The following is a 22209-nucleotide window of genomic DNA, read 5'->3' as shown; positions in this document are numbered from 1 at the left end:
CCGCTCCTCCTAGAGTTTCAGCGCCGGATGCAGCCGCTTCATCGTCCACACCCGGTTGTGCCGGACGGCCAGGGCGGTGAGCGCGAGCCCGCCGGCCAGGAAGGCGACCAGCACCGCACAACCCTGCCATACCGCCGTCATCTCCCCGCCGCCATTGAGGCTTACGCAGAGACAAGGGCGGAGAAGGCTCCGCCCATGTCAGAGGCTTGGCTCGGCGTCATCCGTGGGCTCCTCGGCCACTGAAGCGTCCTCTTTCTTGCGGAAGTACGGCACCAGCAGGTTCGGGTCGAATGGTGCCCGCCGAGAGCGCCCCTTCGGGAGGGGAAGTACCACGATCGATGACAGAGCCGTGTCGATCGCGATCCGCTTCTGTCGGAGATCCCAGGACTTCCATTTCTCCTCGGAGAATTCCGAAAGGAAATTCTCGGTGTCCTGTTCCTGGTAGAAGTTCGCCTTGTCCGCCTCGGCATCCTTGATCTTGGTGTTCAGGTCGTCCAGCATATCGAAGATGTCCGGATTTGCGAGAGGGTCTTCTGTGAATCGGGACTTCATTTCCGTCTTCTTCTCTCTAAGCTTCCGAAGGGTTTCCTCGCCATACCATTCGGCCTTCTTTGGCTTCTTGTTCTGGTGGTTCTTCATCAGGACCTTGACGGCGATCTCCTCAATCATCAGGTCGACCCACTTCATGTTGCGCCCGATCTTGTGGCAGTTAGCCGCTGTACAGCGATAGTTGGACTGCCGGGCGGTGATGCTTCCGGTCATACGAGAAAGGCACTGCTCTCCCTCACTGTTGGTAGCACCGCAGCGCAGTAGACCTGATCCGAGGTACTTTCGCGTCTGGTCGGCGAACTCTTGTCGAGTGCGATTGGACTTCTTGGCCTTGCTCCGCTTCGGGGCGCCCCCCAGAGTCCAGAAGACCGGAGTGTCCGCGATCAGCTTCTTCCACTCTTCGGGAGTGCAAATCGTCTGCCAGCGGCCGATGACGGGCTCACCTGTGTGCCGATTCGCCACCAGCTCATCGTCGAGGATGCGATACCCGCAATTGGCGGGATTGGTGACCATGTACTTGATCGCCTCGTTAGGTGATGAGTTCACCCCGATCTTCCGGAGACGTTCGATGTGGTCTCGTTTCTCCTGGGCGCCCTTCGCAGGAAGGCTGCAGGAGGGCTCCAGCTCATTTTCGAGCTTCACGGCAGCCTCACGGCACCGGGTGATCAGCTCTCGGTGGAGTGAGCGCCACGAGGCTCCCTCCAGTCGCATGCCGATCAGATCGCGGAGGATCGGTGACTCAACCGGACATAGGACCTCATTCACCATCCGGCCCAACGCGACGTCCTTGGGGAGCCACCCGAAGCGACGGGGACCGTAGGGCGCTCCTTCGCGGGCGAGGTCTTGTGCGTTACGTGTCTTGCGCTTCTTGATCGTCCGAACCTCGATCTCGCCGAGGGCCGCCTGAAGCAGGCCCCGGATCATCTCAGCGTCGGACTGGACGTTCATGAGCTGCTTGTTGTCGTACAGGCCCAGGAAGCCAAGCTCATCAACCGTCAGAGCACGGTAGAGCCGCAGGTGGTCTTCCGGGAGCCGCGCAACCCGCTTGTCTTCCACGGCCATGAGCCCGTGGATGGGGTAACCCTCCTCGCACCGCCGGGCCCGCAGGTCCCGGATCAGGCGCAGGAATGCGGGCCGTCCAATGTCGGGGTTCGCTGCGGTGATGTGGTTGTCGGTGTAGCGGACCACTATGGCGATGTCGTGGGCCTTGGCGAAGTGATCGTTGTTGTCGTGCTGGCGGGCAACACCGATGGCGTCCCGGATGTCACGGGAGATGCGGGCGTATGACGCGGCGGGCTTGCGCCTGCCGAGCCACTCCTCGAACGTCTGGCCGTTCGCCAGTGCGGCCATGAGAGACGGGTGAAGTTCCCACTTGGACCAAGTCGCCACGGGTGCCCGCCTCTCTGGAGGTCTGTACTGCTTACAGCAGGTTACATCTAAGGTATAACCCCGCGTACAGCAGCGGGAGCAGTACGAGCCCGACGATCGCGATGCGGGTCAGCCGGTTGCGCTGGAAGCGGCGCAGCTCCAGGCCGCCCGGCGTCAACGCGGGAAGTCTCATGGGGGGATCTCCTGGCTGACTGGCTAAAGGGAAAGGCCGTGCGTGGCCAGGCCCTCGGCGGGCGCCGGGTCATGGCAGGTGGCGACGATGGTGACCCCGGTGGCCGCGATCTCGGCGAGCCGCCGCCACAGCGCCCGCTGCCGGCCGGCGTCCAGGCCCTCGTCGACGTCGTCGAGCAGCAGCAGGCCCGGCTCGCCGACCAGGCCGAGCGCGGCCCCGAGCAACTGCTCCTCCGCGGGCGCGAGTTCCGCGGCGAGCGTCCTCGGATCGAGATCGAGGCCGGCCCGCTCCAGGGCGCGGCGCCTGCGTGCCTCCCGCCCCCGGAACCTGCCGAAGACGCCCTCGCGCAGCGCGAGCGCCTCGTTCAGGTGCTCGCGGACGGTCAGTGCCGGATCGAGCTCGGTCACCCCCGGGACGATGCCGAGCGCCGCCACCTGCTGGATCTCCGCGAGCCCGGTGAATCCGCCGACCGCGACCGTGCCCTCGGCGGGCCGCATGCGTCCGCCGAGGGTGAGGAGCAGCGCGGTCCGCCCGGTCCCCGCGATGCCGCTGACGGCGACCAGCGCGCCGCCCGCAACGTCGAGCTCGACCTCGCGGAACACCCATCCGCGGGCCCCGCGCACGCCGAGGCCCCGCGCCCGTACGCTCGCGCCCCGCGACGCCCCGGAAGGAGCCTTTCCCGGTGCCGGCGGCTTCGCCGCGGACGGGGAAGGCGGGCCCGCGGCTCCGGGACGGCCCCCGCCAGTCCCGGAGCCGGCCCGGCCGGGTCCGGAGACGGCCGCGGCGGTCCCCCCGGCCGCGGCGGCCGTCCCCGGAGTCTGCTGCTCGGGGGTCATCGCGATCCTTCGGGAGAAATTTGAACTGACTGGTCAGTGCAAATCTAGCTCCGCCGAAGCCGCGAACCCGCCGAGACGGTGACATCGGACACGTGACCGCCACATCCCAGGTCACACGGGTTCGGCACAGTGACTTCGGTCACATCGCCGCGCCGGTGTGCGGCGGGTGCGCTCGCCGCGGCCGGCAGCGCCACCGGGCCGGGCCGCCGGGCCGCCGCACCCTCACCGGGTGAGATCATTTTCCGGCGGTACGCGACGACGAGAGGCCGGTGAACCGTGGAACCACTGCGTCCGGAGGATCCTGTCGAGATCGGCGGCTACCCCCTGCTGGGACGCCTCGGCGCGGGCGGCATGGGGCAGGTCTACCTCGGGGTCACCGGCGCCGGGCGGCACATCGCCCTCAAGGTGATCCGCGAGGACTTCGAGGGGCCGCAGGCGCTCGCCCGGTTCCGGCGGGAAGTCGCGACCGTCGAGCGGGTGCGCAGCCGGTTCGCCGCCGCGATGGTCGGCGCCGGGCTGGACGCGCCGCCGTACTGGCTGGCCACCGAGTACGTCCCCGGCCCGACGCTCCGGCAGGCCGTCGCCCGGTCCGGGCCGCTTCCCGCCGGCACCTGCCTCCGGCTGCTCACCGCGCTGGCACAGGGGCTGCTGGAGATCCACCGGCAGGGCGTCCAGCACCGCGACCTCAAACCGGGCAACGTGATCCTCGCCCCGGACGGGCCCCGGCTGATCGACTTCGGCATCGCGCGCGGCGAGGACCAGACGCAGATCACCCAGACGGGGGCGTGGAACGGCACCCCCGGCTACGTCGCGCCCGAGGCCGTCCGCGAGCAGCAGCCCGTTCCCGCGTCGGACGTGTTCTCCCTCGCCGGCACGGTCGCCTACGCCGCCACGGGGCGCCCGCCGTTCGGCGGCGGCCGCCTGGAGGCCATCATCCACCGCACCCTCACCGGCGAGATCGACCTGGACGGGGTCGACCCGCGGCTCGCCGGGCTCGTCCGGCAGTGCGCCGAGAAGGAGGCGGAGGCCCGGATCACGCTGGAGCGGCTGCTCGAACACGCCGCGGACTCGGTCCCCCTCGCCGCGGACCCGGCCTACCGGCGGCTGGTCGGCGTCCCGCAGCCGGTGCCCGCCGGCGTCGCGGACGCGGTCGCGTCCGGTCTCGTCCCGCTGGAGCGCACCAGGACCGTGCCCGGCGGGGCGCGCGGACGGTCGCGCGCCGCCGTCATCGCGGCGGGCGCCGGGGTGGCCGCCGTCGTCCTGGCCACCGCCGTCGTGGTGCGGGTCGCCCTCAACGACGACGACCCGGGCGGCGCGCTCGGCGCCACCGGCTCGCCCGGCTCTACCGGCGGGAACGGCACCCGAGGCGGCCAGGGCGCGAACGGCGGCTCGTCCGCGACGCCGGGCGGCGCGCAGGCCGGGCGGACTCCCGGCCCTGACGGCCGCCCGCCGGACGTGATCCTGGTGAAGGAGCCCACCGCGAGCTTCCGCGAAGTGGCGTACTCCGAGAAGGATTTCACCTGCCTGCCCGCGGTCCGCCCCGAAGACCAGAAGCTCGCCGGCCAGTTGCAGGTCTCGGCGCCGCGCCGGCCGTACACGGGGAAATCCGTCCGGCTCGGCATGCGGTTCAAGTGGGAGAGCCCGTCCGGCTACTACCTGGCCGCCCAGGTCCGGCCGCCGGGGCCGTACGGCAGCGCCGGGCCCGGTTGGGTGCAGAGCAAACCGCATCTGTACCCGCCGGGCTCCGGCGGGCTGGACCTCACCTTCCCGGCCGACTTCAGGTGGGACGGCTCGGGCGCCGGGGCCGCCACGGAGCTGCGGTCCGGCGTCTGGACGGTCGTCTGGATGCACGTCCACCCGAACGGCGACGCGTACTACATGGGCTGCGACGGTTTCACGGTCGTGTGATCAGCGGACGGCGATGACCGCCGAGCCATGGCCGAAGAGGCCCTGGTTGACGGCGATGCCGGCCCGCGCGCCCTCGACCTGGCGGCCTTCGGCCCGGCCGCGCAGCTGCCAGGTCAGCTCGCACACCTGCGCGATCGCCTGCGCCGGGATCGCCTCGCCGAAGGACGCGAGCCCGCCGCTCGGGTTGACCGGGACGCGCCCGCCGAGCGCGGTGGCGCCGGATCGCAGCAGCTCCTCGGCGCCGCCCCGCTCGCACAGGCCGATGTCCTCGTACCAGTCGAGTTCGAGGGCCGTGGACAGGTCGTACACCTCGGCGAGCGACAGGTCCTCGGGGCCGAGGCCCGCCTCCTCGTAGGCGGCGTGCGCGATCGCGGAGCGGAACGGACGTTCGGGTTCCGGCACCGCCATCGCCGAATCGGTCGCGAAGTCGGGCAGGTCCACGACGGTCTTCGGGAACGTCGGCGTCACCGTCGAGATCGCCGGGATGCGCACCGGGTCGGCGGCGCCGTGCCGCCGCGCGAACTCCATCGACGTCAGGACGAGCGCGGCGCCGCCGTCACTGGTCGCGCAGATGTCCAGCAGCCGCAGCGGGTCGGCGACCACGGCGGACTCCCGCACATCCGCCAGGGTCACCTCCTTGCGGTACCGGGCGTACGGGTTCGACAGCCCGTGCCGCGCGTTCTTCACCTTCACGGCGGCGAAGTCGTCCAGCGTCGCCCCGTACATGGCCATGCGGCGGCGCGCGTACAGGGCGAAGTAGATCGGGTTGGTCGCGCCCAGGAGGCGGAACCGCAGCCAGTCGGGATCGTCCGGCCGGTCACCGCCGACGGGTTTGAAGAACCCCTTCGGCGCGGCGTCGGCGCCCACGACCAGCGCGACATCGCACAGCCCCGCGAGGATCTGCGCGCGTGCCGTGTTGATGGCCTGCGCCCCGGAGGCACACGCCGCGTAGCAGCTCGACACCCGTGCGCCCGACCAGCCGAGCGCCTGCGCGAACGTCGCGCCCGCGATGAACCCCGGATACCCGTTCCGGATGGTGTCGGCGCCCGACACGTACTGGACGTCCGTCCAGGAGAGCCCGGCGTCGGCGAGCGCCGCCCGCGCCGCCGCGAGCCCGTACTCGACGAAGTTGCGTCCCCACTTGCCCCACGGGTGCATCCCCGCCCCGAGAACAGCGATCTCGCGCGTCATCGCACGGGCCTCCACATCCAGACCGTGTATTCGGCTTCGTCGTCTTCGTAGAGGGTGCCTTCGGTCAGTTCGACCTCCATGCCGACCTCCAGGTCGTCGACGGTGTGGCCGGGGGCGACCTGGCCGAGGACGACCATGCGTTCGGCCTCCAGTTCGACGGCGGCGACCGCGTAGGGGACGAACGGGTCGGGGGAGACGTACGGGGGCGGCGGCTTGTAGCGGGAGTCGGCGTACGACCAGATGCGCCCGCGCCCGGACAGGGCGTACGGCTCCAGCTCCGAGCCGTCCTTCGGTCCCGTGCATACGGGGTTGCGGCACGCCAGCTCGTTGCGCGGGAAGTACGGCGTTCCGCACGACGAGCAGCGGGTGCCCAGCAGCCGGACGTCGCCGTCCGCGGTGGTGAACCAGCCCTCGACGGCGGGACGACGCTCCTTGGTCGTGGTCACGCGGCCCCTCCTCGTGTCGTCTCGGCGCAGCGTAACAACCAAACGATCGTTAGAAAGAATGCGGGTCCGATGAGCGGGACGGCCGTTGCCCGGGGCAGCTAACTGACTCGTCAGTCACTTCGCTACAGTGAACCGAGTCGGATTCTGCCCATGCCGCCCACAGGGGTGCGAGCAGGTAGGGAGCGTGCGGATGCGGACTGGTCTTGAGGGAAGGACGGCCCTGATCACCGGGGCGTCGCGGGGCATCGGGAAGGCGATCGCGATGGCGTTCGCCGCCGAGGGCGCCAATGTGGTGATCTCGTCCCGCAGGCAGGAGGCGCTCGACGAGGTCGCGAAGGAGATCGGCGCGGCGCACCCCGGGGCGGGCGTGCTGGCGAAGGCGGCGCACGTGGGGGACGCCGAGCAGGCCGCCGCGTGCGTGGACGCGGCCGCCGCCGAGTTCGGCCGCCTCGACATCCTGGTCAACAACGCCGGGACGAACCCCTACTTCGGCCCGATGGCCGACATCGAGCCCGCCGCCGCCGCGAAGATCGTCGAGATCAACCAGTTCGCGGTCGTCCAGTGGACGCGGCTCGCGCTGCGCGCGTCGCTCGCCGAGCACGGCGGCACCATCATCAACATCGCGTCGGTCGGCGGCCTGGTCACCGAGCACGGCATCGGCTACTACAACGCCTCGAAGGCCGCGGTGATCCACCTGAGCCGGCAGTTCGCGATGGAGCTGGCGCCCAGGGTGCGGGTGAACTGCATCGCGCCCGGACTGGTCAAGACGCACCTCGCCCGCGCGCTGTGGGAGAACAACGAGGCGGAGATCAGCAAGTACATGCCGCTCGGCCGCATCGGCGAGCCCGAGGACATCGCGAACGCGGCCGTGTTCCTCGCGGGCGACGCCTCGTCCTGGATGACGGGGCAGACCCTCGTCGTGGACGGCGGCGCCACCATCCGCCCGTCGATCGCCTAGGAGGCCGCATGTCACGCTGGGGACTGACCATCCCGCTGGCCGGGCTGCCGCTGGCCGAGCACCGCGAGATCGTCGCCGGGCTGTCCGGGCTCGGCTACACCGACGCCTGGTCCGCCGAGACGAACGGGACCGACGCGTTCACCCCGCTGGCGCTCGCCTCCCAATGGGGCCCGGAACTGCGGCTCGGCCCCGCGATCGTGCCGGTCTACACGCGCGGGCCCGCGCTGCTCGCCCAGCACGCCGCGACGCTCGCCGGCCTCGCGCCCGGACGCTTCGTGCTCGGCATCGGCACCTCCTCCGACACGATCGTGGAGCGCTGGAACGCGATCCCGTTCCAGGAGCCGTACAAGCGCGTCCGTGACACGCTGCGGTTCCTGCGCAAGGCGCTCGCGGGGGAGAAGGTGAAGGAGGAGTACGACACCTTCGCCGTCAAGGGCTTCAAGCTGGACAACGCGCCCGCGACGCCGCCGCCGATCGTCCTCGCGGCGCTGCGCCCCGGCATGCTGCGGCTCGCCGCGCGGGAGGCCGACGGCGCGATCACGAACTGGCTGGCGCCGAAGGACGTCCGGACGGTCCGCGGCGCGCTGGGCGACGAGCCCGAGCTGATCGCGCGGCTGTTCGTCTGCCCGACGGCCGACGCGCGGGAGGCCCGCGCGATCGGCCGCTGGATGATCGCCGCGTACCTGACGGTCCCGGTCTACCGGGCCTTCCACGAGTGGCTCGGACGCGGCGAGGCGCTGCGCCCGATGAACGAGGCGTGGGCGGCCGGCGACCGGAAGAAGGCCCTGGAGGTCATCCCGGACGAGGTCGTCGACGACCTGATCGTGCACGGTCCGCCCGAGGTGTGCCGGGCCCGCGTCCGCGAGTACGTGGACAACGGGCTCACCACGCCCGTCCTCGCCATCGTGCCCGGTGGCGGTCTCTCGCAGGCGGCGGCGGTGCGGGCGCTGGCCCCGAACGCGGACTGACACCTCGCGGTCACGTCTCGATGTTTGCCCGTCCGGCGAGCGGGGAGGGTGGGGCAGATCCGACACGCTAACGACAGAGACGTGAGGAGCTGATCGTGCTCACCCTGACCGACGGTGCCGTGCAGGTCATACGCACTGTGACCGCGAACCCGGAGCTTCCGCCCGAGACCGGCATCCGCATCGAGTCCGGGCTCGACGGCTCGGACGCCCTGCGGCTCTCGGTCGCCCCCGCGCCCGAGGCCGGCGACCAGATCGTCGAGGAGGAGGGCGCCAAGGTGTACCTGGAGCCCACGGTCGCCGAGATGCTCGACGACAAGACCCTCGACGCGCAGGTCGACCCGCAGGGCGACGTGGCGTTCACCATCGCCGAGGGGACCGGAGGGGCCCCTACCTGACGTGAGGACGAAGCCGGGGCGCGCCGACCGGGCCGCCCCGGCTTCGGTGTTCCGGGCCTCGGCGCATGGCCGTGACGGGGCCGTGCCGGCGTCAGCGCATGGCCATGACGACGGCGACCACGGCGAACACGAACGCCGCCGTGGTGAGGACCAGGAAGGCGCCGATCACCGCGCAGGCCACGCCGCGCGGCTGGTCGCGCCAGGTTCCGTGGCGTTCGCGCACCCGCCGGTCCAGTTCTTCCCGGGACGGCCGTCCCCCGTCCGGGGGGTCGGGCGAGGGCGGGGTCGTCACGCCCGCCAGTCTGGCAGACCGCTCACTTGGGGAAGGACGGATGCGGGCCGGGGACGATGGGCCGGGGTGGTCGATGGGCCGCGGTGGCCGCCGTGAAAAAATCGTCGGATGCGTCTCACCAAGCTCGGGCACGCATGTGTCCAGATCACCAGGGACGACCGCACGATCCTCATCGACCCCGGCACGTTCAGCGAGGCGTCCGGCGCGCTCGCCACCGCCGACGCGGTCCTGATCACCCACGAGCACTTCGACCACTTCGACGCCGACGCGCTCCGCGCCGCGATGGCCGCCCGCCCGGCCCTGGAGGTGTGGACGTCCCGCGCCGTCGCCGGGAACCTCGCCGACCTCGGCGGGCGCGTCCACCAGGTCGGACACGGCGACGCCGTCACCATCGCCGGCTTCGACGTCCACGTCTACGGCGAGGACCACGAGCTCATGCACCCCGACCTGCCGCCCGTCCCGAACGTCGGCTTCCTCGTGGACGGCGAAGTCTTCCACCCGGGCGACACGCTGACCGTCCCGTCCGAGCCCGTCCCGACGCTGTGCCTGCCCGGCAACGCCCCCTGGATGCGCGCGCTCGACCTCTACACCTACACACGCGAAGTCCGCCCGGAACGCGCCTTCGCCATCCACGACGGCCTCCTCAACGACATCGGCCTGAGCGTCATGGAGCGAGTCCTGACGAGCGCGGGCGAAGAACTGGGCAGGGAATTCCGCCGCCTGACCCCCGGTACCTCAGTAGAGCTGGCCACGAAGTGAACCGATCCCCCCAGCACGCTGCTCCAGAGGCCGGGACCGCGGTACCGCCGGCGGCCGAGCCGCTGGACGGGGAGGGGCGCGTCGCCACTCCCCGCTCCATTCAGGCCGTGTTCTTCGACATCGGGGAAACCCTCATCAGCGAAGGCGAGATCTACGGGCGCTGGGCCGATTGGCTGGGTGTGCCCAGGCACACGTTCCTCACCAAGCTGGGCGCGCTGCTCGCGACCGGCGGCGACCACATGGACGTCTTGGAGTACTTCCGTCCGGGGTTCGACCTGGCCGAGGAGGAGCGGCGCCGCGCGGAGGCGGGCGTGCCGAACGGGTTCGGGCCGCAGGACCTGTATCCGGACGCGCGGGCGTGCCTGTCCGGACTGCGCGACCAGGGGCTCTACGTCGGGATCGCGGGCAACCAGCCGGTCGAGGCGGCCGCGCAGATGGCGGCGCTCGGCCTGGACGCGGACGTGGTCGGCATCTCCGACGTGTGGGGCGTCCGCAAGCCGTCCCACGAGTTCTTCGAGCGCTGCGCCCAGCTCGCGGACGCGCTGCCCGAGCACGTCCTGTACGTGGGGGACCGCATCGACAACGACGTCCGGCCCGCGCTGGAGTTCGGGATGCGGGTGGCCTTCCTGCGCCGCGGTCCCTGGGGGCACATCCAGGAGGACGACGACGCGCTCCGCGACTGCCTGTTCGTCCTGGACGACCTGGCCGGCCTCCCCCATCTCGTCGCCGAGCACAACGGCCCCTAAGGGACGACCCCTAATCCCACGGTATGGGGAAAGGACAGGACCAATGGCGGATGTGAGGTGCTCTGTCCGGTTTGTAGCGTGAGGAACGTGGCCGCGGGAACCCGCGGCCGTGTTCACCGCCCGACGAATCGGGGAGAGAAGATCCCATGAACGGCCTTTACCGTCCGCGTGATGACCGGGTCATCGCGGGTGTCTGCGCCGGCCTCGCGCGCCGGTTCGGCATGACCCCGTGGACCGTCCGGCTCCTGTTCCTGCTGTCGTGCCTGCTCCCGGGGCCACAGTTCGTGGTCTACCTGGTGCTGTGGGTCATGATGCCGAACGAGGACCGCCACATGGCGGGGGCCCGCTAGCTCAAGATCACCGATTGTGCTCGACCGGGCCCGCCCTTGGGTGTTAGATCGGGGCACTACCATCGGACCTTTTCGCCGTCCGGGTCGCGGGGGACCGCGGGGGACGCAGGGGTCCGCCCCGCCGTGGGAAGGGAAGGAGCCGCGGTGCCTGACGAGGCCCGGGGTCCCGGCCGGCCCGGCCGGCCCGACGACGGAGCCGCCGCGCGCGAGGCCGAGCACGCGGCCCGGCTGCTGGGGTACCTGCGCGACCTGGCGCGGGCCCGGCGGCGCCCGTCCCGGGATCTGGCCGACCACGACCACGTCCACTGGCTGGCCGATCTGCCCGGCGACGTCTACGTGGAGGCGGACGCCGGGCCCGGCGACGTCCTGTTCAGCGTCCCCGTCATCCCGCTCACGCCGCCCGTCGTGCTGGACGAGTTCGACGGGTGGCTCGCCCTCCGCAACTGGTACCGCATCCTGCGGGAGCTGTCCGGGCAGGAGGCCGTGCTGGCGACGGGCCTGCTGTCGTGGCGTCCGGCGGTCCACGACCATCTGCTGAGCACGCCCGTCCGGATCGTGGTGGACGACCGGACCGAGCGCATCGACGTCGTCCTCACCGGGCACACGAGCCTGCGCGACCGCGAACTGCTGTCCGGGCATCCGGGGTTCCGGCCCGCCCCCTGGCTCGCGGACGCGGTGCAGGCCGGGCAGGCGTTCGGGCTGAACCCCTCGGTCGGGGACGTCCTGCGCAAATGGAGCCAGGCCGCGCTCACCGGCCCCGCCGACTACCGCGAGGACTGGGCGCCCGACACCGACACCTCCGCATCCAGCCCGCGCATCCGGCTCGCGCCCGCCCTCGTCGTCCGCCCGCCGGGCCGTGCCGCCACCGCCGACCATCACGCGAGGCTGCTGACCCTGCTGCCGCACGGTGTCCCGGACGGCCTGGCACGGCTCGTGTCACCGTCCAGGAAACCGCAGGTCATGCACATTCCGGAGCGGACGCCGGACACCGTCCCCGACCTGCTCGCCGGGCTGCTCGCCCGCGGGCACCGGGTGCTCGTCGCCACCTCCGGCCCGGCCGCGTCCGCCGCGCTCCGCGCCGCCCTCCCGCGCGGCCTGGCCACCCTGACGGCCATCGACCCGCCCACGGCGGCCCGGGTCCTGGAGGCGATCCGCGCCGCCGGAACCCCCGACCTGACCGCGCCGACCGAGCGGGAGAAGGCCGCCGCCGAGCGCGTCGCCGACCTCACCGCACGCCTGCGCGCGGGCGCCGAGCAGCCCGAACGCCCACCCGACCGGCGCGCCGACGCGCCCGAGCTGTCGTGGCTGCCCGTCCGTCCGGACCTGCCGCCGGCTCCGCCGATCTCCCGCTCCGAGGCCGCGGAACTCGTCGTCCTCCTCGCCGAGGAGAGCCCGGAGCGCAAGGCCCGCGCCAAGCAGCGGGACGTCGACCCGGGCGCGCTGCCGAGCGCCGCCTACGTCCACACCCTGATCGACGCGGAGGCCGCCGCCGCCGAACGGGCCGAACGCTCCAAGACGCTCCTGTCCGAGCGGCTGCTCGACAGCGACGCCACCCTCCTCGCCCGCCTGGACGGCGACGCGTCCATCGTCGCCGCCGCGCTCCACGACCTCGGCCTGGACGGCCATCCGGGCGGCTGGAACCCCGCCGACCTCGCCGTCCGCGCGTTCAGCGACGCCCTCGCCGAACGCCGTCCGCTCATCTGGTCGCGCGTCGCGGAGATGACGTCCCGCGCCCGATGGGCCGAACGCGCCCTCACCGAACTCGGCGCCCACCGCATCGAACTGCCCGCCGACGCCGACCTGCGCGGCATGGCCGCCGCCGCCCAGGACCTTCGCGCCTACCTGGCCGACGGCGGCACCCTGAAACGCGGACCCCTCCGCCCCGCCGCCCAGCGCCAGGCCGAATCCCTCCTCGCCACCGTGACCGTGGACGGGGCCGTGCCCACCACGCCCGACCTGCTCGGCGTCCTCCACACCGACCTCATGGTGCGGATCACCTGCCGGGAACTCCAGTACGTGTGGGAGGCCGCCGGCATCTCCTTCCCCGCGGACCTCCCGCCCGCCGAACGCGTCGCCCGGTTCGTCCGCGCCCACGCCCGCCTCGCCCGCATCGGCGAGGCGATGCGCGCCGTCGACTCGACGCGCCAGATCCTCGGCCGGCACGGTATCGGCGTCCCGCTCGGCCACCCCGTCCAGTGGCACGCCTACGCCGCCGCCCTCCGCAGCGCCCTGGAGAGCCTCGGTGTCGGCCGCGCCACCGCCGACCTCGACGCCCTCCGCGATTCGATCGGCCCGGCCGACGACGATCCCTCCGAACTGCGCGCCGCCGTGGCCGCCATCGACGCCCGCGACGCCGCCGCCTACGGCCGTGCCCTCGGCGCCCTGGCCGAGGCCCGCCGCGAACGCTCCCTGCAGATCCGCTGCGAGGAACTCCTCGCCCGTGTCCGCGCCGTCCACCCGGACCTCGCCAACCTCATGGTCGCCACCGACGGCGACGAGTCCTGGCACGCCCGCACCCGCCACTGGGACGACGCCTGGGCCTGGGCCCGCCGCGCCGCCACCGCGGCCGCCCCGCCCCCGGCCGACCGCCTGCGCGCCGAACTGGCCGCCGCCGAGGAGGAACTGCGCGCCGCCCGCGCCGACCTCACCACCGCCCGAGCCTGGACGACCGCCGCCGTCCTCGCCGACGTCCCCGCCTGGATCCTCCCGCTCTGGCGCATCCCGGACGCCCTTCCGCCGGCCCCGGACTCGTTCGACGTCGTCATCGTGGACGGCGAGCACGGGGCCGGCGCCGAGGCCCTCTTCATCCTGTGGCAGGCACCCCGGGCCATCTTGGTCGGCCCGGCCGGCCCGGAACTCCCGCCCCCCGAGGGCCCGCCCCCCACCACCCGGCTCCCGGCCCACCTGCACGAGGCGATAACACCCACGGCCTCCCTTTTCGCGGCCCTGACCGGTCCTGCCGCGGACCACGACCGCCCTTCGGACAAACCGGCCCCAAGCTCACCTCGCCCCGCCCAGCCGCGTCCGGAAGCGCCCGGTCCGGGCACCCCGGACGAGGAAGCGGACACTCCCGGCCCGGTGAGCCGCGAGCCGCGCGTCCCCAAACCGGCTACAGGCGCGGTGCAGCCGCAGCCCCCCGGGCCCGGCAGCCCGGGGGAGGACGCCTCCGGCCGCGGGCCGCGGATTCCGGATCGGCGGCCGGGTGTCCCGCCTCGGCGGCTGGACGCCCCCCATATCCCCGGCTGGGAGCCGGGCGGGTCACCTCCCCGCCCCGGCGCCGGCGGGAACGGGACCGGGGGTGAGCCGCCTGCGGCGCCCCGGCGTCCGGGAAGCGGCGAGCAGGGGGAGCGTGGCCCGGCGCAGAGAACGGGAGCCGCGAACGTTCCGCCGCGCAGGCTGGACGCGCCGCGGCTTGAGCCGCGCGGCCCCGAAGCGGGGCGGGAGACGCCGCCCGGGCGTGCGGAGGCGGGTCCGCCGCCACGGCGGCTGGACGCCGGGGGACAGGACCCGCGCCGTCCCGAAGCGGAGCGCAGGCCACCGGCCGCGCAGCCGGACATCCCCGCCGTCTGGGGCAGGCCCGGCTCCCGGCCGGAGCCGCCGCCCTCGCCCGAACCGGAGGAGGCGCCACCCTGGCCCGAACCGGAGGAGGCACCGGCGGGACCCGAACCGGAGGAGGCGCCGGCGGGGCCCGCGAAGGTCCGGCGCGGCCAGTCGATCGTCGGCTACAAGCGGTCCGAGCTCGTGGAGATCGTCGGGCACATCGCCGAGCGCGAGCCGGACCTCACCGACGAGCAGCTCATCGAGCTGGTCGCGCGCCTTCTCGGCTGCCCGGAGGACGAGGCCCTCCTCGTCGGTGCCCGGCTCCGCTACGCCGTGACGGCGTACCGGGAACAGCCCGAGTAACGGTCACCCGGCGGACTCGCGGTGTGCCCGATGGGCTTCATCGACCACAAGCGGGGCCCTGGCCCCGCGTCCTCGCCGCTCTCGGTCCGCTCTCACCGCGGTCCGCACCCGTCGGAGAGTGCGGGGAGAGTGCGGCGAGAGATCGCGTTCTTAGCATCCGTCCCAGCCATGACGCGAGTCACATCGGATGGGAGGAGCCAGCGATGTCGGGACTTCACGGCACGCGGGCGACGGTCGTCGGCGCCGGGCCTGTCGCCTGCCTGGTAGCGATCGAACTGCGTGAACGCGGGTTCGAGGTGAGTCTCTACGAGCGCGGACCGGACATCCGCCAGGTAACGGGAGTCCGCGGCCACTCGTTCAACCTGACCCTGACCAAGCGCGGCCTCGACTCACTGGAGCCGGATCTGGTCGAGCTGCTCTACCGCAACGGCATCCCGCTGCCGCAGCGGGTGATCCACCATGCCGACGGCTCGATCTCCTACCAGCCCTACAGCGTCGATCCCGACCACCACCTCCTGTCGATCCCGCGCGTCCTGCTGCACCGGGCGCTGCTGGACGAGGCCGAGCGCCGCGGCGCCCGGCTGTTCTTCCGGCACGAGTGCGTGGCGGCGGACCCGGTCACCGGCGGCGCCATGTTCGTGGCCGGCGGCGCGAGCCTCACCCGGACCGAGGCGGACCTGCTCATCGGCTGCGACGGGGCCAACAGCACCGTACGGCACGAGATGTCGCGGCGCGGGGCCCGGATGCGGCTCTCCCAGGAGTACGTGCACGACGGCTTCGTGGAGATCCTGGTGCCCGCCGCGCCCGGCGGCGGGCACTGCCTGCTGGAGCGGCTGCGCGACCCGACGCGCCCGGAAAGCCTGCGCCACGGGCTGCACGTGTGGCCACGCGGGGAGTTCATGCTGCTCGCCCAGCCCAATATCGACGGCACGTACACCGCGGGACTGTGGATGCCCTGGGAACCGGGGGACCGCACGCACCCGTGCTGGGACATGCTGCGTACGCCGGCCGACGTGCACGCGCTGTTCCGCGAGCACTTCGCCGACCTGGCGGACCTGGCGCCGTCCTACGCCGACGACGTGCTCAAGGCCCCGCCGGCCCCGCTCAAGACCGTCCGCTGCGGCCCGTACCACCATGGCCGGGCGGTACTGTTCGGCGATTCCGCGCACACGCTGGTGCCGTTCTTCGGACAGGGCATCAACTGCAGCTTCGAGGACGTCCGCACGTTCTTCGCCATTCTCGACCGCAACCTGGCCGACCGGGAACCGGAGGAGGCGGTCGCGGCGACGCTGCCCGAGTACACAGAGCGGCGCCGGCCCGCGGGCGAGACCATCGCCGACCTGTCGCTGGCGATGGCCGCCGAGCTCAAACAGCACAGCGACGACGCCGCCTTCCACACGCGCAAGCGGCTGGAAAAGCGCCTGCACCAACGACACCCGGACCTGTACGTGCCGCTGTACCAGGCCATCGCGTTCACCGGCACGCCCTACCACGAGGTGGTGGCCAGGCACGAGCGCCACCGTGCGGTGCTCGACGACCTGTGCCGCCGGTACGACCCGGCCACCCAGGAGGAGCTGATCGTCGCCCAGTACGCCGCGGCGGTCGGCGCGGACGCCCCGGGCGACGACGCTCGCGGGTGTACGGGCGCGCAGGCCGCGGGGGCCGGCGGCGAACTGGAGCTGTCCCCGGCCGAGCAGCGGGACCTGCTGGAGGCGGTTTCGGCGCGGCTCGCCGACTACCACGAGGAGCTGGCCAAACGGAACTTTCCCGCCTCCTACCCCGGTGCCCGCTCCGCCTCCGGCGGCGTTCCGGACCTGACGCGGCGGCTGCCGCCGCGTACCGGGACGCCGCTGGAGGCGCTGCTGGACGAGGTGTTCGAGGAGGCCATGCCCAGCGGCATGATGCACGCCCACCCCGGGTTCCTGGCGCACGTGCCCTCGGGCGGGCTGTTCCAGGCCGCCGTCGGGGAGTTCGTGACGCGCAGCCTCAACCGGTTCGCCGGGGCGTGGGCCGCCGCACCCGGGTTCGCCCGCATCGAGGCCGACGTGATCGGCTGGTTCTGCTCGGCCCTGGGGTACGGCGAGGGGTCCTTCGGCTACCTCACCACCGGCGGCTCGATCGCGAACTTCATGGCGCTGCGCTGCGCCCTGGAACGGGTGCCCGAAGGACGCCGGCACGAGGCCACGGTGTACGTGTCCGAACAGGGGCACTTCTCGGTGAGCAAGGCGGCGCGGCTGGCGGGGATCGCCTCGTCGCGGGTGCGCGCGGTCCCCACCGACGGCGCGTACCGCATGGACATGCGGCGGCTGCGCGAGATGCTCGCGCGTGACCTGCGGGAGGGCGCGCCGCCCGGGTGCGTGGTCGCCACCGCGGGGACCACCAACACCGGCGCGGTCGACGACCTGCGCGCGGCGGCGCGGCTGTGCCGCGAGCACGGAGTCTGGCTGCACGTCGACGCCTGCTTCGGCGGCTTCTTCCGGCTCACCGGGCGCGGCCGGGCGCTGCTGGCGGGCATCGAGGCCGCCGACTCGATCGCGGTCGACGCGCACAAGTCGCTGTTCCTGCCGCACGGCAGCTCGGCGCTGCTCGTACGGGACAAGGCCGCGCTCAAGGCGGCGTTCGCCGTCCCCGCCGCGGCCTACATCCCGGAGCTGTCCGACGACGAGGAGCGGGCCGACTTCATGGACTACGGCCCGGAGGTGACCCGGGAGTTCCGCGGCCTGACCGCCTGGCTGCCCATCCGCATGCACGGCATCGAGGCGTTCGAACGGTGCCTGGACCGCCGGATGGAGCTGGCCGACGAGCTGGCCGCGCGGCTGGCGGCGGTGGACGGGGTGGAGGTGGTCCCGCGCGGCGCACCGCACCTGCCGACCGTGGCGTTCCGAATACGCGCCGAGGACCCGGCCGAGGCCGACCTGAACACCGAACGGCTGTGCGAACGGATCTGCGCACGCGGCAACGTCTACGTGGCCACGACGACGCTGCCCCGTGAGGGACGGGTGGTGCGCGCCTGCATCATGCATCACCGGACCGACGAGTTGGTGATCGACCAGTTCATGGTGGAAGTGCAGTGGGCCCTGCGGGGGCTCGGCATGGAGGTCGGGAAACGATGACGACCACGACCGCGCGGCGGCTCCCCCCGGGCCCGGACTCCCCGGCGGCGCAGCAGCTGGCCGCCTTCGAACGCGACCCGTTCGGCTGCGTCGAGGAGATGAGGCGCCGCTACGGCGACCTGTTCACCCTGCGGCTCGGCGGGCTGGGCAACGAGGACCTGGTGGACGTGGAGCACAACGGCGCGTGGGTCTTCCTGACCCGCCCGCACCAGTTGCGGGTCATGTACGGCTCGGACGGCTCCACCAGCGGCGCGCTGGCGAACAAGCTGTTCTTCGGCACCGAGGAGGAGTCCGTCGGCTACATCGACGGCGCCCTGCACCGGCGCCGGCGGGCGCAACTCCATCCGGCCTTCAGCGGCGGCCGCGACTACGCCGCCATCGTCGCCGCGGCCGTGGACGACCACGTCGCTCGCTGGCCGCGCGGGAAGACGCTCGACCTGTTCCGGGCGTTGCAGGCGCTCACCGGCGACATCATCGTCGAGGTCGTCTGCGGGGCGATGGCCCCCGCCGACAAGGCGGAGCTGTCGCGGCTGCTTCCGCCGATGGAGGACGCCACCAACGGACGCGAGGAGATCCTCGCCGCCGACCGGGTCATCCGGGAGTTCGTCGACCGGCGGCTGCCCGGCCACCTGGAGCGATGCACCGAGCAGGGACGCGAGGACGTGTTCGCCGCGCTGCTGCGGCACGCCGCCGAGGGCGACGAGGCCCTGACCGACGAGGTCGTGCGGGACGAGGTGTTCAGCCTGCTCTACACCGGGTTCTCCACCACCGCCAACACCCTGGCGTGGACGTTCCTGCACGTGCTGCACGACGAGCGGGTGCGCGGGGAACTGGAACGCGAGCTCGGCGACCGGTTCCGGGCCCGGCCGCTGAACGCGGCCGGCTTCCGCGACCTGGACTACGCCGAGGCGACGATCACCGAGGCGCTGCGGCTGCACCCGGTGTCGGCGCTGAACGGCGTGCGGATGGTGACCGCGCCCCTGCCGCTCGACGGCCACCTGATCCCGCCGGGCACGGTCCTGGTGCACTGCGCACACCTGCTTCAACGCGATCCGGCCTGCTACCCGGACCCGCTGGTGTTCCGGCCGGAGCGGTTCGCCGGCACCACGGCCGACCCGTACCTCTTCGGCGCCTTCGGCGGTGGCGCGCGCACCTGCGTCGGCCGCGGCTACGCGCGGGCGGTGATGCGGATGATTCTGGCCCTCGTCCTGTCCTCGGTGAACCTGGAAGCGGTCGAACAGATCCCGCCCGCCGGCCGGCAGGGCATCTTCATGGCCCCGGCGCGGACGCTCTGCCGGGTGGAGGAGCGGTGACCATGCCGCACATGCGCCCGGCGACCACCGCCGACCCCGTCCCGGGGCGGGTCAAGGCCGATGAGCTGGCACGGCGGTACCGGATGGTGCCGGTGTACCGGGAGTTCCCGGCCGACGCGCTGACCCCGGTCACGGCCTTCGCCCGGCTCTGCGGCCCTGGCGACACCGGGTTCCTGCTGGAGAGCGTCCCCATCGGCGGTGACGTGGGCCGCTACTCCTACCTGGGCTACCGCCCCAGGCCGGTGGAGCTGCCCGGCGGGGACCCGCTGCCGGTGCTGGCCCGCACGGCGGCCGAGCGGACGGCCCCGGTGGGCGGGCTGCCGCCCTTCCACGGCGGCGTCGTCGGCTACCTGGGCTGGGAGGCGGTGCGGCACTTCGAGCGGCTGCCCCGGGCCGCCGGCCCCGCGCCGGGCGTGCCCGAGTCGGCGTTCCTGGCCGCCGAGGATCTGGTGGTGTTCGACCACGCGACCCGCACCCTGGTGCTGCTGACGCTCTACCGGGGCGACCGCGAGTCCTACGACGACGCCCTGCGCAGGCTCGAGGAGATGCGGCGGCGGCTGCGGGCGGCTCCCCCCGCCGGCCTGCCGGGCGCGGCGCACCCGGCCCGGCCGGACGGCCCGGGGCGGGACGACGGGTGGACCTCCAACGTCACCCGGGAGGAGTTCGAGCGCCGGGTGCGGTGCGCGCAGGAGTACATCACCGCGGGTGATGTGTTCCAGATCGTGCTGTCGCAGCGGTTCACCCGGCCGCTGCGGGTGTCCCCGCTGCACATCTACGGGCACCTGCGGGCGGTCGACCCGTCGCCGTACATGTACCACGTGAGCCTGGGCGCGGGCCGCCATGTCATCGGAGCCTCCCCCGAACTGCTGATGCGCACCGACGGGCGCACCGTGCGGACCAGGCCGCTGACCGGGACCCGGGTGCGCGGCCCGGACCGGGCGGCCGACCTGGCCATGGAACGCGACCTGCTGGCCGGCGGCAAGGAACGTGCCGAACACGCGATGCTGGTCGATCTGGGCCGCAACAGCATCGGCAGGGTCTGCCGGCCGGGCACGGTACGGGTCGAGCGGCTGATGGAGGTCGAGCGGTTCCCGCACGTGATGCACCTGTCCTCGACAGTGGCGGGCGAGCTGGCCCCGGATGCGGGGGCGTTGGACGCGCTGCGGTCGGCGTTCCCCGCCGGCACGCACAGCGGCGTGCCCAAGATCCGGGCCATGGGGATCATCGCCGAACTGGAGGCCGACCGGCGCGGCGTCTACGGCGGGGCGCTGGGCCGCGTCGGGTTCGGCGACACCACCGACTTCGCCATCGGGCTGCGCACCGTCGTCATCGCCGACGGCCTCGTACATGTGCAGGCAGGCACGGGTGTGGTGGCCGGCTCCGACCCGACGGCGGAGTACCTGGAGACCCTGCACAAGGCCAACGCCATGTTCGCGGCCGTGTGCGGGGCCGAGGAGGCGTGCCCCGGCGCGGAAGGCGCGGCGTCGTGACCGCCCCGGCCGCCCGCCGGAGCGCCGCCGACGGCGGCCCACACCATCCGCCCCCGGGCTGGAGCCCGAACTCCTGGCGGGCGCGCCCCATCGCCCAGCAGCCCGGCTGGCCCGACCCGCGGCGGCTGCGCGAGGTACTGGAGGACCTCGCGCTGCTGCCGCCGCTCGTGCTGCCCGGCGAGATCGAGGACCTGCGGCACACCCTGGCCCGCGTCGCCGAGGGCCGCGCGTTCCTGCTGCAGGCCGGTGACTGCGCCGAGCGGTTCGCCTCCTGCACCGAGAGCGGCGTACGCGGCAGGCTGCGGGTCATCCTCCAGCTCGCCATCCTGCTCACCTACGGCTCCGGCCTGCCGGTGGTCAAGGTCGGCCGGATCGCGGGCCAGTTCGGCAAGCCGCGCAGCAGCCCGACCGAGGTGGTCGACGGCGTGGAACTGCCCGCCTTCCGCGGTGACAACGTCAACGACCCGGCCCCGACCCCGCAGGCCCGCACGCCCGATGCCGAACGCCTGCGCATGGCCTACCACCATGCGTCGGCGACGCTGAACGTACTGCGTGCGCTGACCAAGGAGGGATTCGCCGACCTCAACCGGGTGCACGCCTGGAACCAGGAGTTCGTCCGGCGCAGCCCGGCCGGGCAGCAGTACGAGGCCGCCGCGGCGGACATCGCCTGGGCGCTGCGCTTCATGGCCGCCTGCGGCGCGGACACGGCCCGGATGCAGGCGGTCCGCCAGGTGCAGCTCTACACCTCGCACGAGGCCCTGCTGCCCGCCTTCGAACAGGCGCTCACCCGCCGCGCCGAGGCCACCGGCGCGTGGTACGGCACCAGCGCCCACATGCTGTGGGTGGGCGACCGCACCCGCGACGTCGACGGCGCGCACGTGGAGTACCTCTCCGGCCTGGGCAACCCGATCGGGGTGAAGGTCGGCCCGAGCCTCACCCCGGCGGACCTGCGCGTACTGTGCGATCGGCTGGACCCCGACCACATCCCGGGCAGGCTGGTGCTGATCTCCCGGCTGGGCGCCGACCGGATCACCGACCTGCTGCCGCCCCTGGTCCGGGAGGTCGCCGCGACCGGCCGCCCGGTGGTGTGGTCCTGCGACCCCATGCACGGCAACACCTTCCGCTCCGCCAGCGGCTACAAGACCCGCCGGCTGGCGGACATCATCCGCGAGATCGACGGCTTCTTCGCCGTCTGCGGCGCCGAGGGGGCCTTCCCCGGCGGCATCCACCTGGAGCTCACCGGCGACAACGTCACCGAGTGCCTCGGCGGAGCCGAAGAGATCCTCGACACCCACCTCTCCCGCCGCTACGAGACGGCCTGTGACCCCCGGCTCAACGCCGGCCAGTCCATCGAGCTCGCCTTTCACATAGCGGACCTGCTGCGGCGGCACCGGGCGAGCTGACCTCCGCGGGAAAGGGGAAGCGGGGTGC

At 72.9% G+C, this 22209-nt stretch carries 19 protein-coding genes; 12 read left to right on the top strand and 7 right to left on the bottom strand.

What is annotated here, in order from left to right:
• Positions 1-9: 9 nt before the first annotated feature.
• The 4 genes from ACQP1N_RS28375 to ACQP1N_RS28360 form a co-directional block, all read right to left on the bottom strand.
• Entirely contained in the window at positions 10-141 is a 132-nt protein-coding gene (locus tag ACQP1N_RS28375; protein WP_433227602.1) for a hypothetical protein, read from the bottom strand.
• A gap of 57 nt (positions 142-198) precedes the next feature.
• Positions 199-1899, bottom strand: coding sequence for a hypothetical protein (locus ACQP1N_RS28370; RefSeq protein WP_433227601.1), 1701 nt, complete (start codon positions 1897-1899; stop codon positions 199-201).
• A gap of 70 nt (positions 1900-1969) precedes the next feature.
• Entirely contained in the window at positions 1970-2110 is a 141-nt protein-coding gene (locus ACQP1N_RS28365; RefSeq protein WP_433227600.1) for a hypothetical protein, read from the bottom strand.
• 23 nt (positions 2111-2133) lie between these two features.
• On the bottom strand, positions 2134-2733 hold the full coding sequence (locus tag ACQP1N_RS28360) for an ATP-binding cassette domain-containing protein (RefSeq protein ID WP_433227598.1): 600 nt from the start codon (positions 2731-2733) through the stop codon (positions 2134-2136).
• Between the two features lie 489 nt (positions 2734-3222).
• Between ACQP1N_RS28360 and ACQP1N_RS28355 the strand changes: the two genes are divergently transcribed.
• Positions 3223-4854: a serine/threonine protein kinase gene (locus tag ACQP1N_RS28355; protein ID WP_433227596.1), complete on the top strand. Its 1632-nt coding sequence runs from the start codon at positions 3223-3225 to the stop codon at positions 4852-4854.
• On the opposite strand, the gene ACQP1N_RS28350 is transcribed toward ACQP1N_RS28355, so the two are convergent.
• Both ACQP1N_RS28350 and ACQP1N_RS28345 read right to left on the bottom strand, forming a co-directional pair.
• A complete protein-coding gene (locus ACQP1N_RS28350; RefSeq protein WP_067801565.1) occupies positions 4855-6045 on the bottom strand; it encodes a lipid-transfer protein in 1191 nt (396 codons plus the stop codon).
• Positions 6042-6491: a Zn-ribbon domain-containing OB-fold protein gene (locus tag ACQP1N_RS28345; RefSeq protein ID WP_067801521.1), complete on the bottom strand. Its 450-nt coding sequence runs from the start codon at positions 6489-6491 to the stop codon at positions 6042-6044. Before ACQP1N_RS28345 ends, ACQP1N_RS28350 begins: the two co-directional genes overlap by 4 nt.
• Before the next feature lie 190 nt (positions 6492-6681).
• On the opposite strand from ACQP1N_RS28345, the gene ACQP1N_RS28340 reads away from it, so the two are divergent.
• From ACQP1N_RS28340 to ACQP1N_RS28330, 3 genes are all read left to right on the top strand, one after another.
• Entirely contained in the window at positions 6682-7449 is a 768-nt protein-coding gene (locus tag ACQP1N_RS28340; protein WP_067801524.1) for an SDR family oxidoreductase, read from the top strand.
• Between the two features lie 8 nt (positions 7450-7457).
• Complete coding sequence (locus ACQP1N_RS28335) at positions 7458-8417, top strand: LLM class F420-dependent oxidoreductase (RefSeq protein WP_433227595.1); 960 nt, start codon at positions 7458-7460, stop codon at positions 8415-8417.
• 95 nt (positions 8418-8512) lie between these two features.
• Positions 8513-8812 carry a Fe-S cluster assembly protein HesB gene (locus ACQP1N_RS28330; RefSeq protein ID WP_433227594.1) on the top strand — a complete coding sequence of 100 codons (300 nt, stop codon included), beginning with the start codon at positions 8513-8515 and terminating at the stop codon, positions 8810-8812.
• Between the two features lie 91 nt (positions 8813-8903).
• On the opposite strand, the gene ACQP1N_RS28325 is transcribed toward ACQP1N_RS28330, so the two are convergent.
• Complete coding sequence (locus tag ACQP1N_RS28325; protein WP_433227593.1) at positions 8904-9104, bottom strand: hypothetical protein; 201 nt, start codon at positions 9102-9104, stop codon at positions 8904-8906.
• 108 nt (positions 9105-9212) lie between these two features.
• Here ACQP1N_RS28325 and ACQP1N_RS28320 point away from each other — a divergent pair, with 108 nt between their 5' ends.
• The 8 genes from ACQP1N_RS28320 (at position 9213) to ACQP1N_RS28285 (ending at position 22181) form a co-directional block, all read left to right on the top strand.
• On the top strand, positions 9213-9863 hold the full coding sequence (locus ACQP1N_RS28320) for an MBL fold metallo-hydrolase (protein WP_433227592.1): 651 nt from the start codon (positions 9213-9215) through the stop codon (positions 9861-9863).
• Positions 9860-10609, top strand: a complete 750-nt coding sequence (locus ACQP1N_RS28315) for an HAD family hydrolase (protein ID WP_433227591.1) — start codon at positions 9860-9862, stop codon at positions 10607-10609. The genes ACQP1N_RS28320 and ACQP1N_RS28315 overlap by 4 nt, the downstream gene beginning before the upstream one ends.
• Positions 10610-10755: 146 nt before the next feature.
• The gene (locus ACQP1N_RS28310; protein WP_433227590.1) at positions 10756-10959 is read left to right on the top strand and encodes a PspC domain-containing protein; all 204 of its coding nucleotides are present in this window, start codon (positions 10756-10758) and stop codon (positions 10957-10959) included.
• 144 nt (positions 10960-11103) lie between these two features.
• Positions 11104-14862, top strand: a complete 3759-nt coding sequence (locus ACQP1N_RS28305) for a hypothetical protein (RefSeq protein WP_433227589.1) — start codon at positions 11104-11106, stop codon at positions 14860-14862.
• A gap of 203 nt (positions 14863-15065) precedes the next feature.
• Positions 15066-17975 (top strand): aminotransferase class V-fold PLP-dependent enzyme, encoded by a 2910-nt coding sequence (locus tag ACQP1N_RS28300; protein ID WP_433227588.1) that lies wholly within the window; start codon positions 15066-15068, stop codon positions 17973-17975.
• Positions 17972-19288: a cytochrome P450 gene (locus ACQP1N_RS28295; protein ID WP_433227587.1), complete on the top strand. Its 1317-nt coding sequence runs from the start codon at positions 17972-17974 to the stop codon at positions 19286-19288. Before ACQP1N_RS28300 ends, ACQP1N_RS28295 begins: the two co-directional genes overlap by 4 nt.
• A gap of 2 nt (positions 19289-19290) precedes the next feature.
• Positions 19291-20778, top strand: coding sequence for an anthranilate synthase component I family protein (locus tag ACQP1N_RS28290; RefSeq protein ID WP_433232828.1), 1488 nt, complete (start codon positions 19291-19293; stop codon positions 20776-20778).
• Positions 20775-22181, top strand: a complete 1407-nt coding sequence (locus ACQP1N_RS28285) for a class II 3-deoxy-7-phosphoheptulonate synthase (protein ID WP_433227586.1) — start codon at positions 20775-20777, stop codon at positions 22179-22181. Before ACQP1N_RS28290 ends, ACQP1N_RS28285 begins: the two co-directional genes overlap by 4 nt.
• Positions 22182-22209 lie beyond the last annotated feature (28 nt).

Source organism: Actinomadura formosensis, assembly GCF_050948385.1.
GTDB classification, from domain to species: Bacteria; Actinomycetota; Actinomycetes; order Streptosporangiales; family Streptosporangiaceae; genus Spirillospora; species Spirillospora formosensis.
This window is presented reverse-complemented; position numbering and strand designations above follow the sequence as displayed.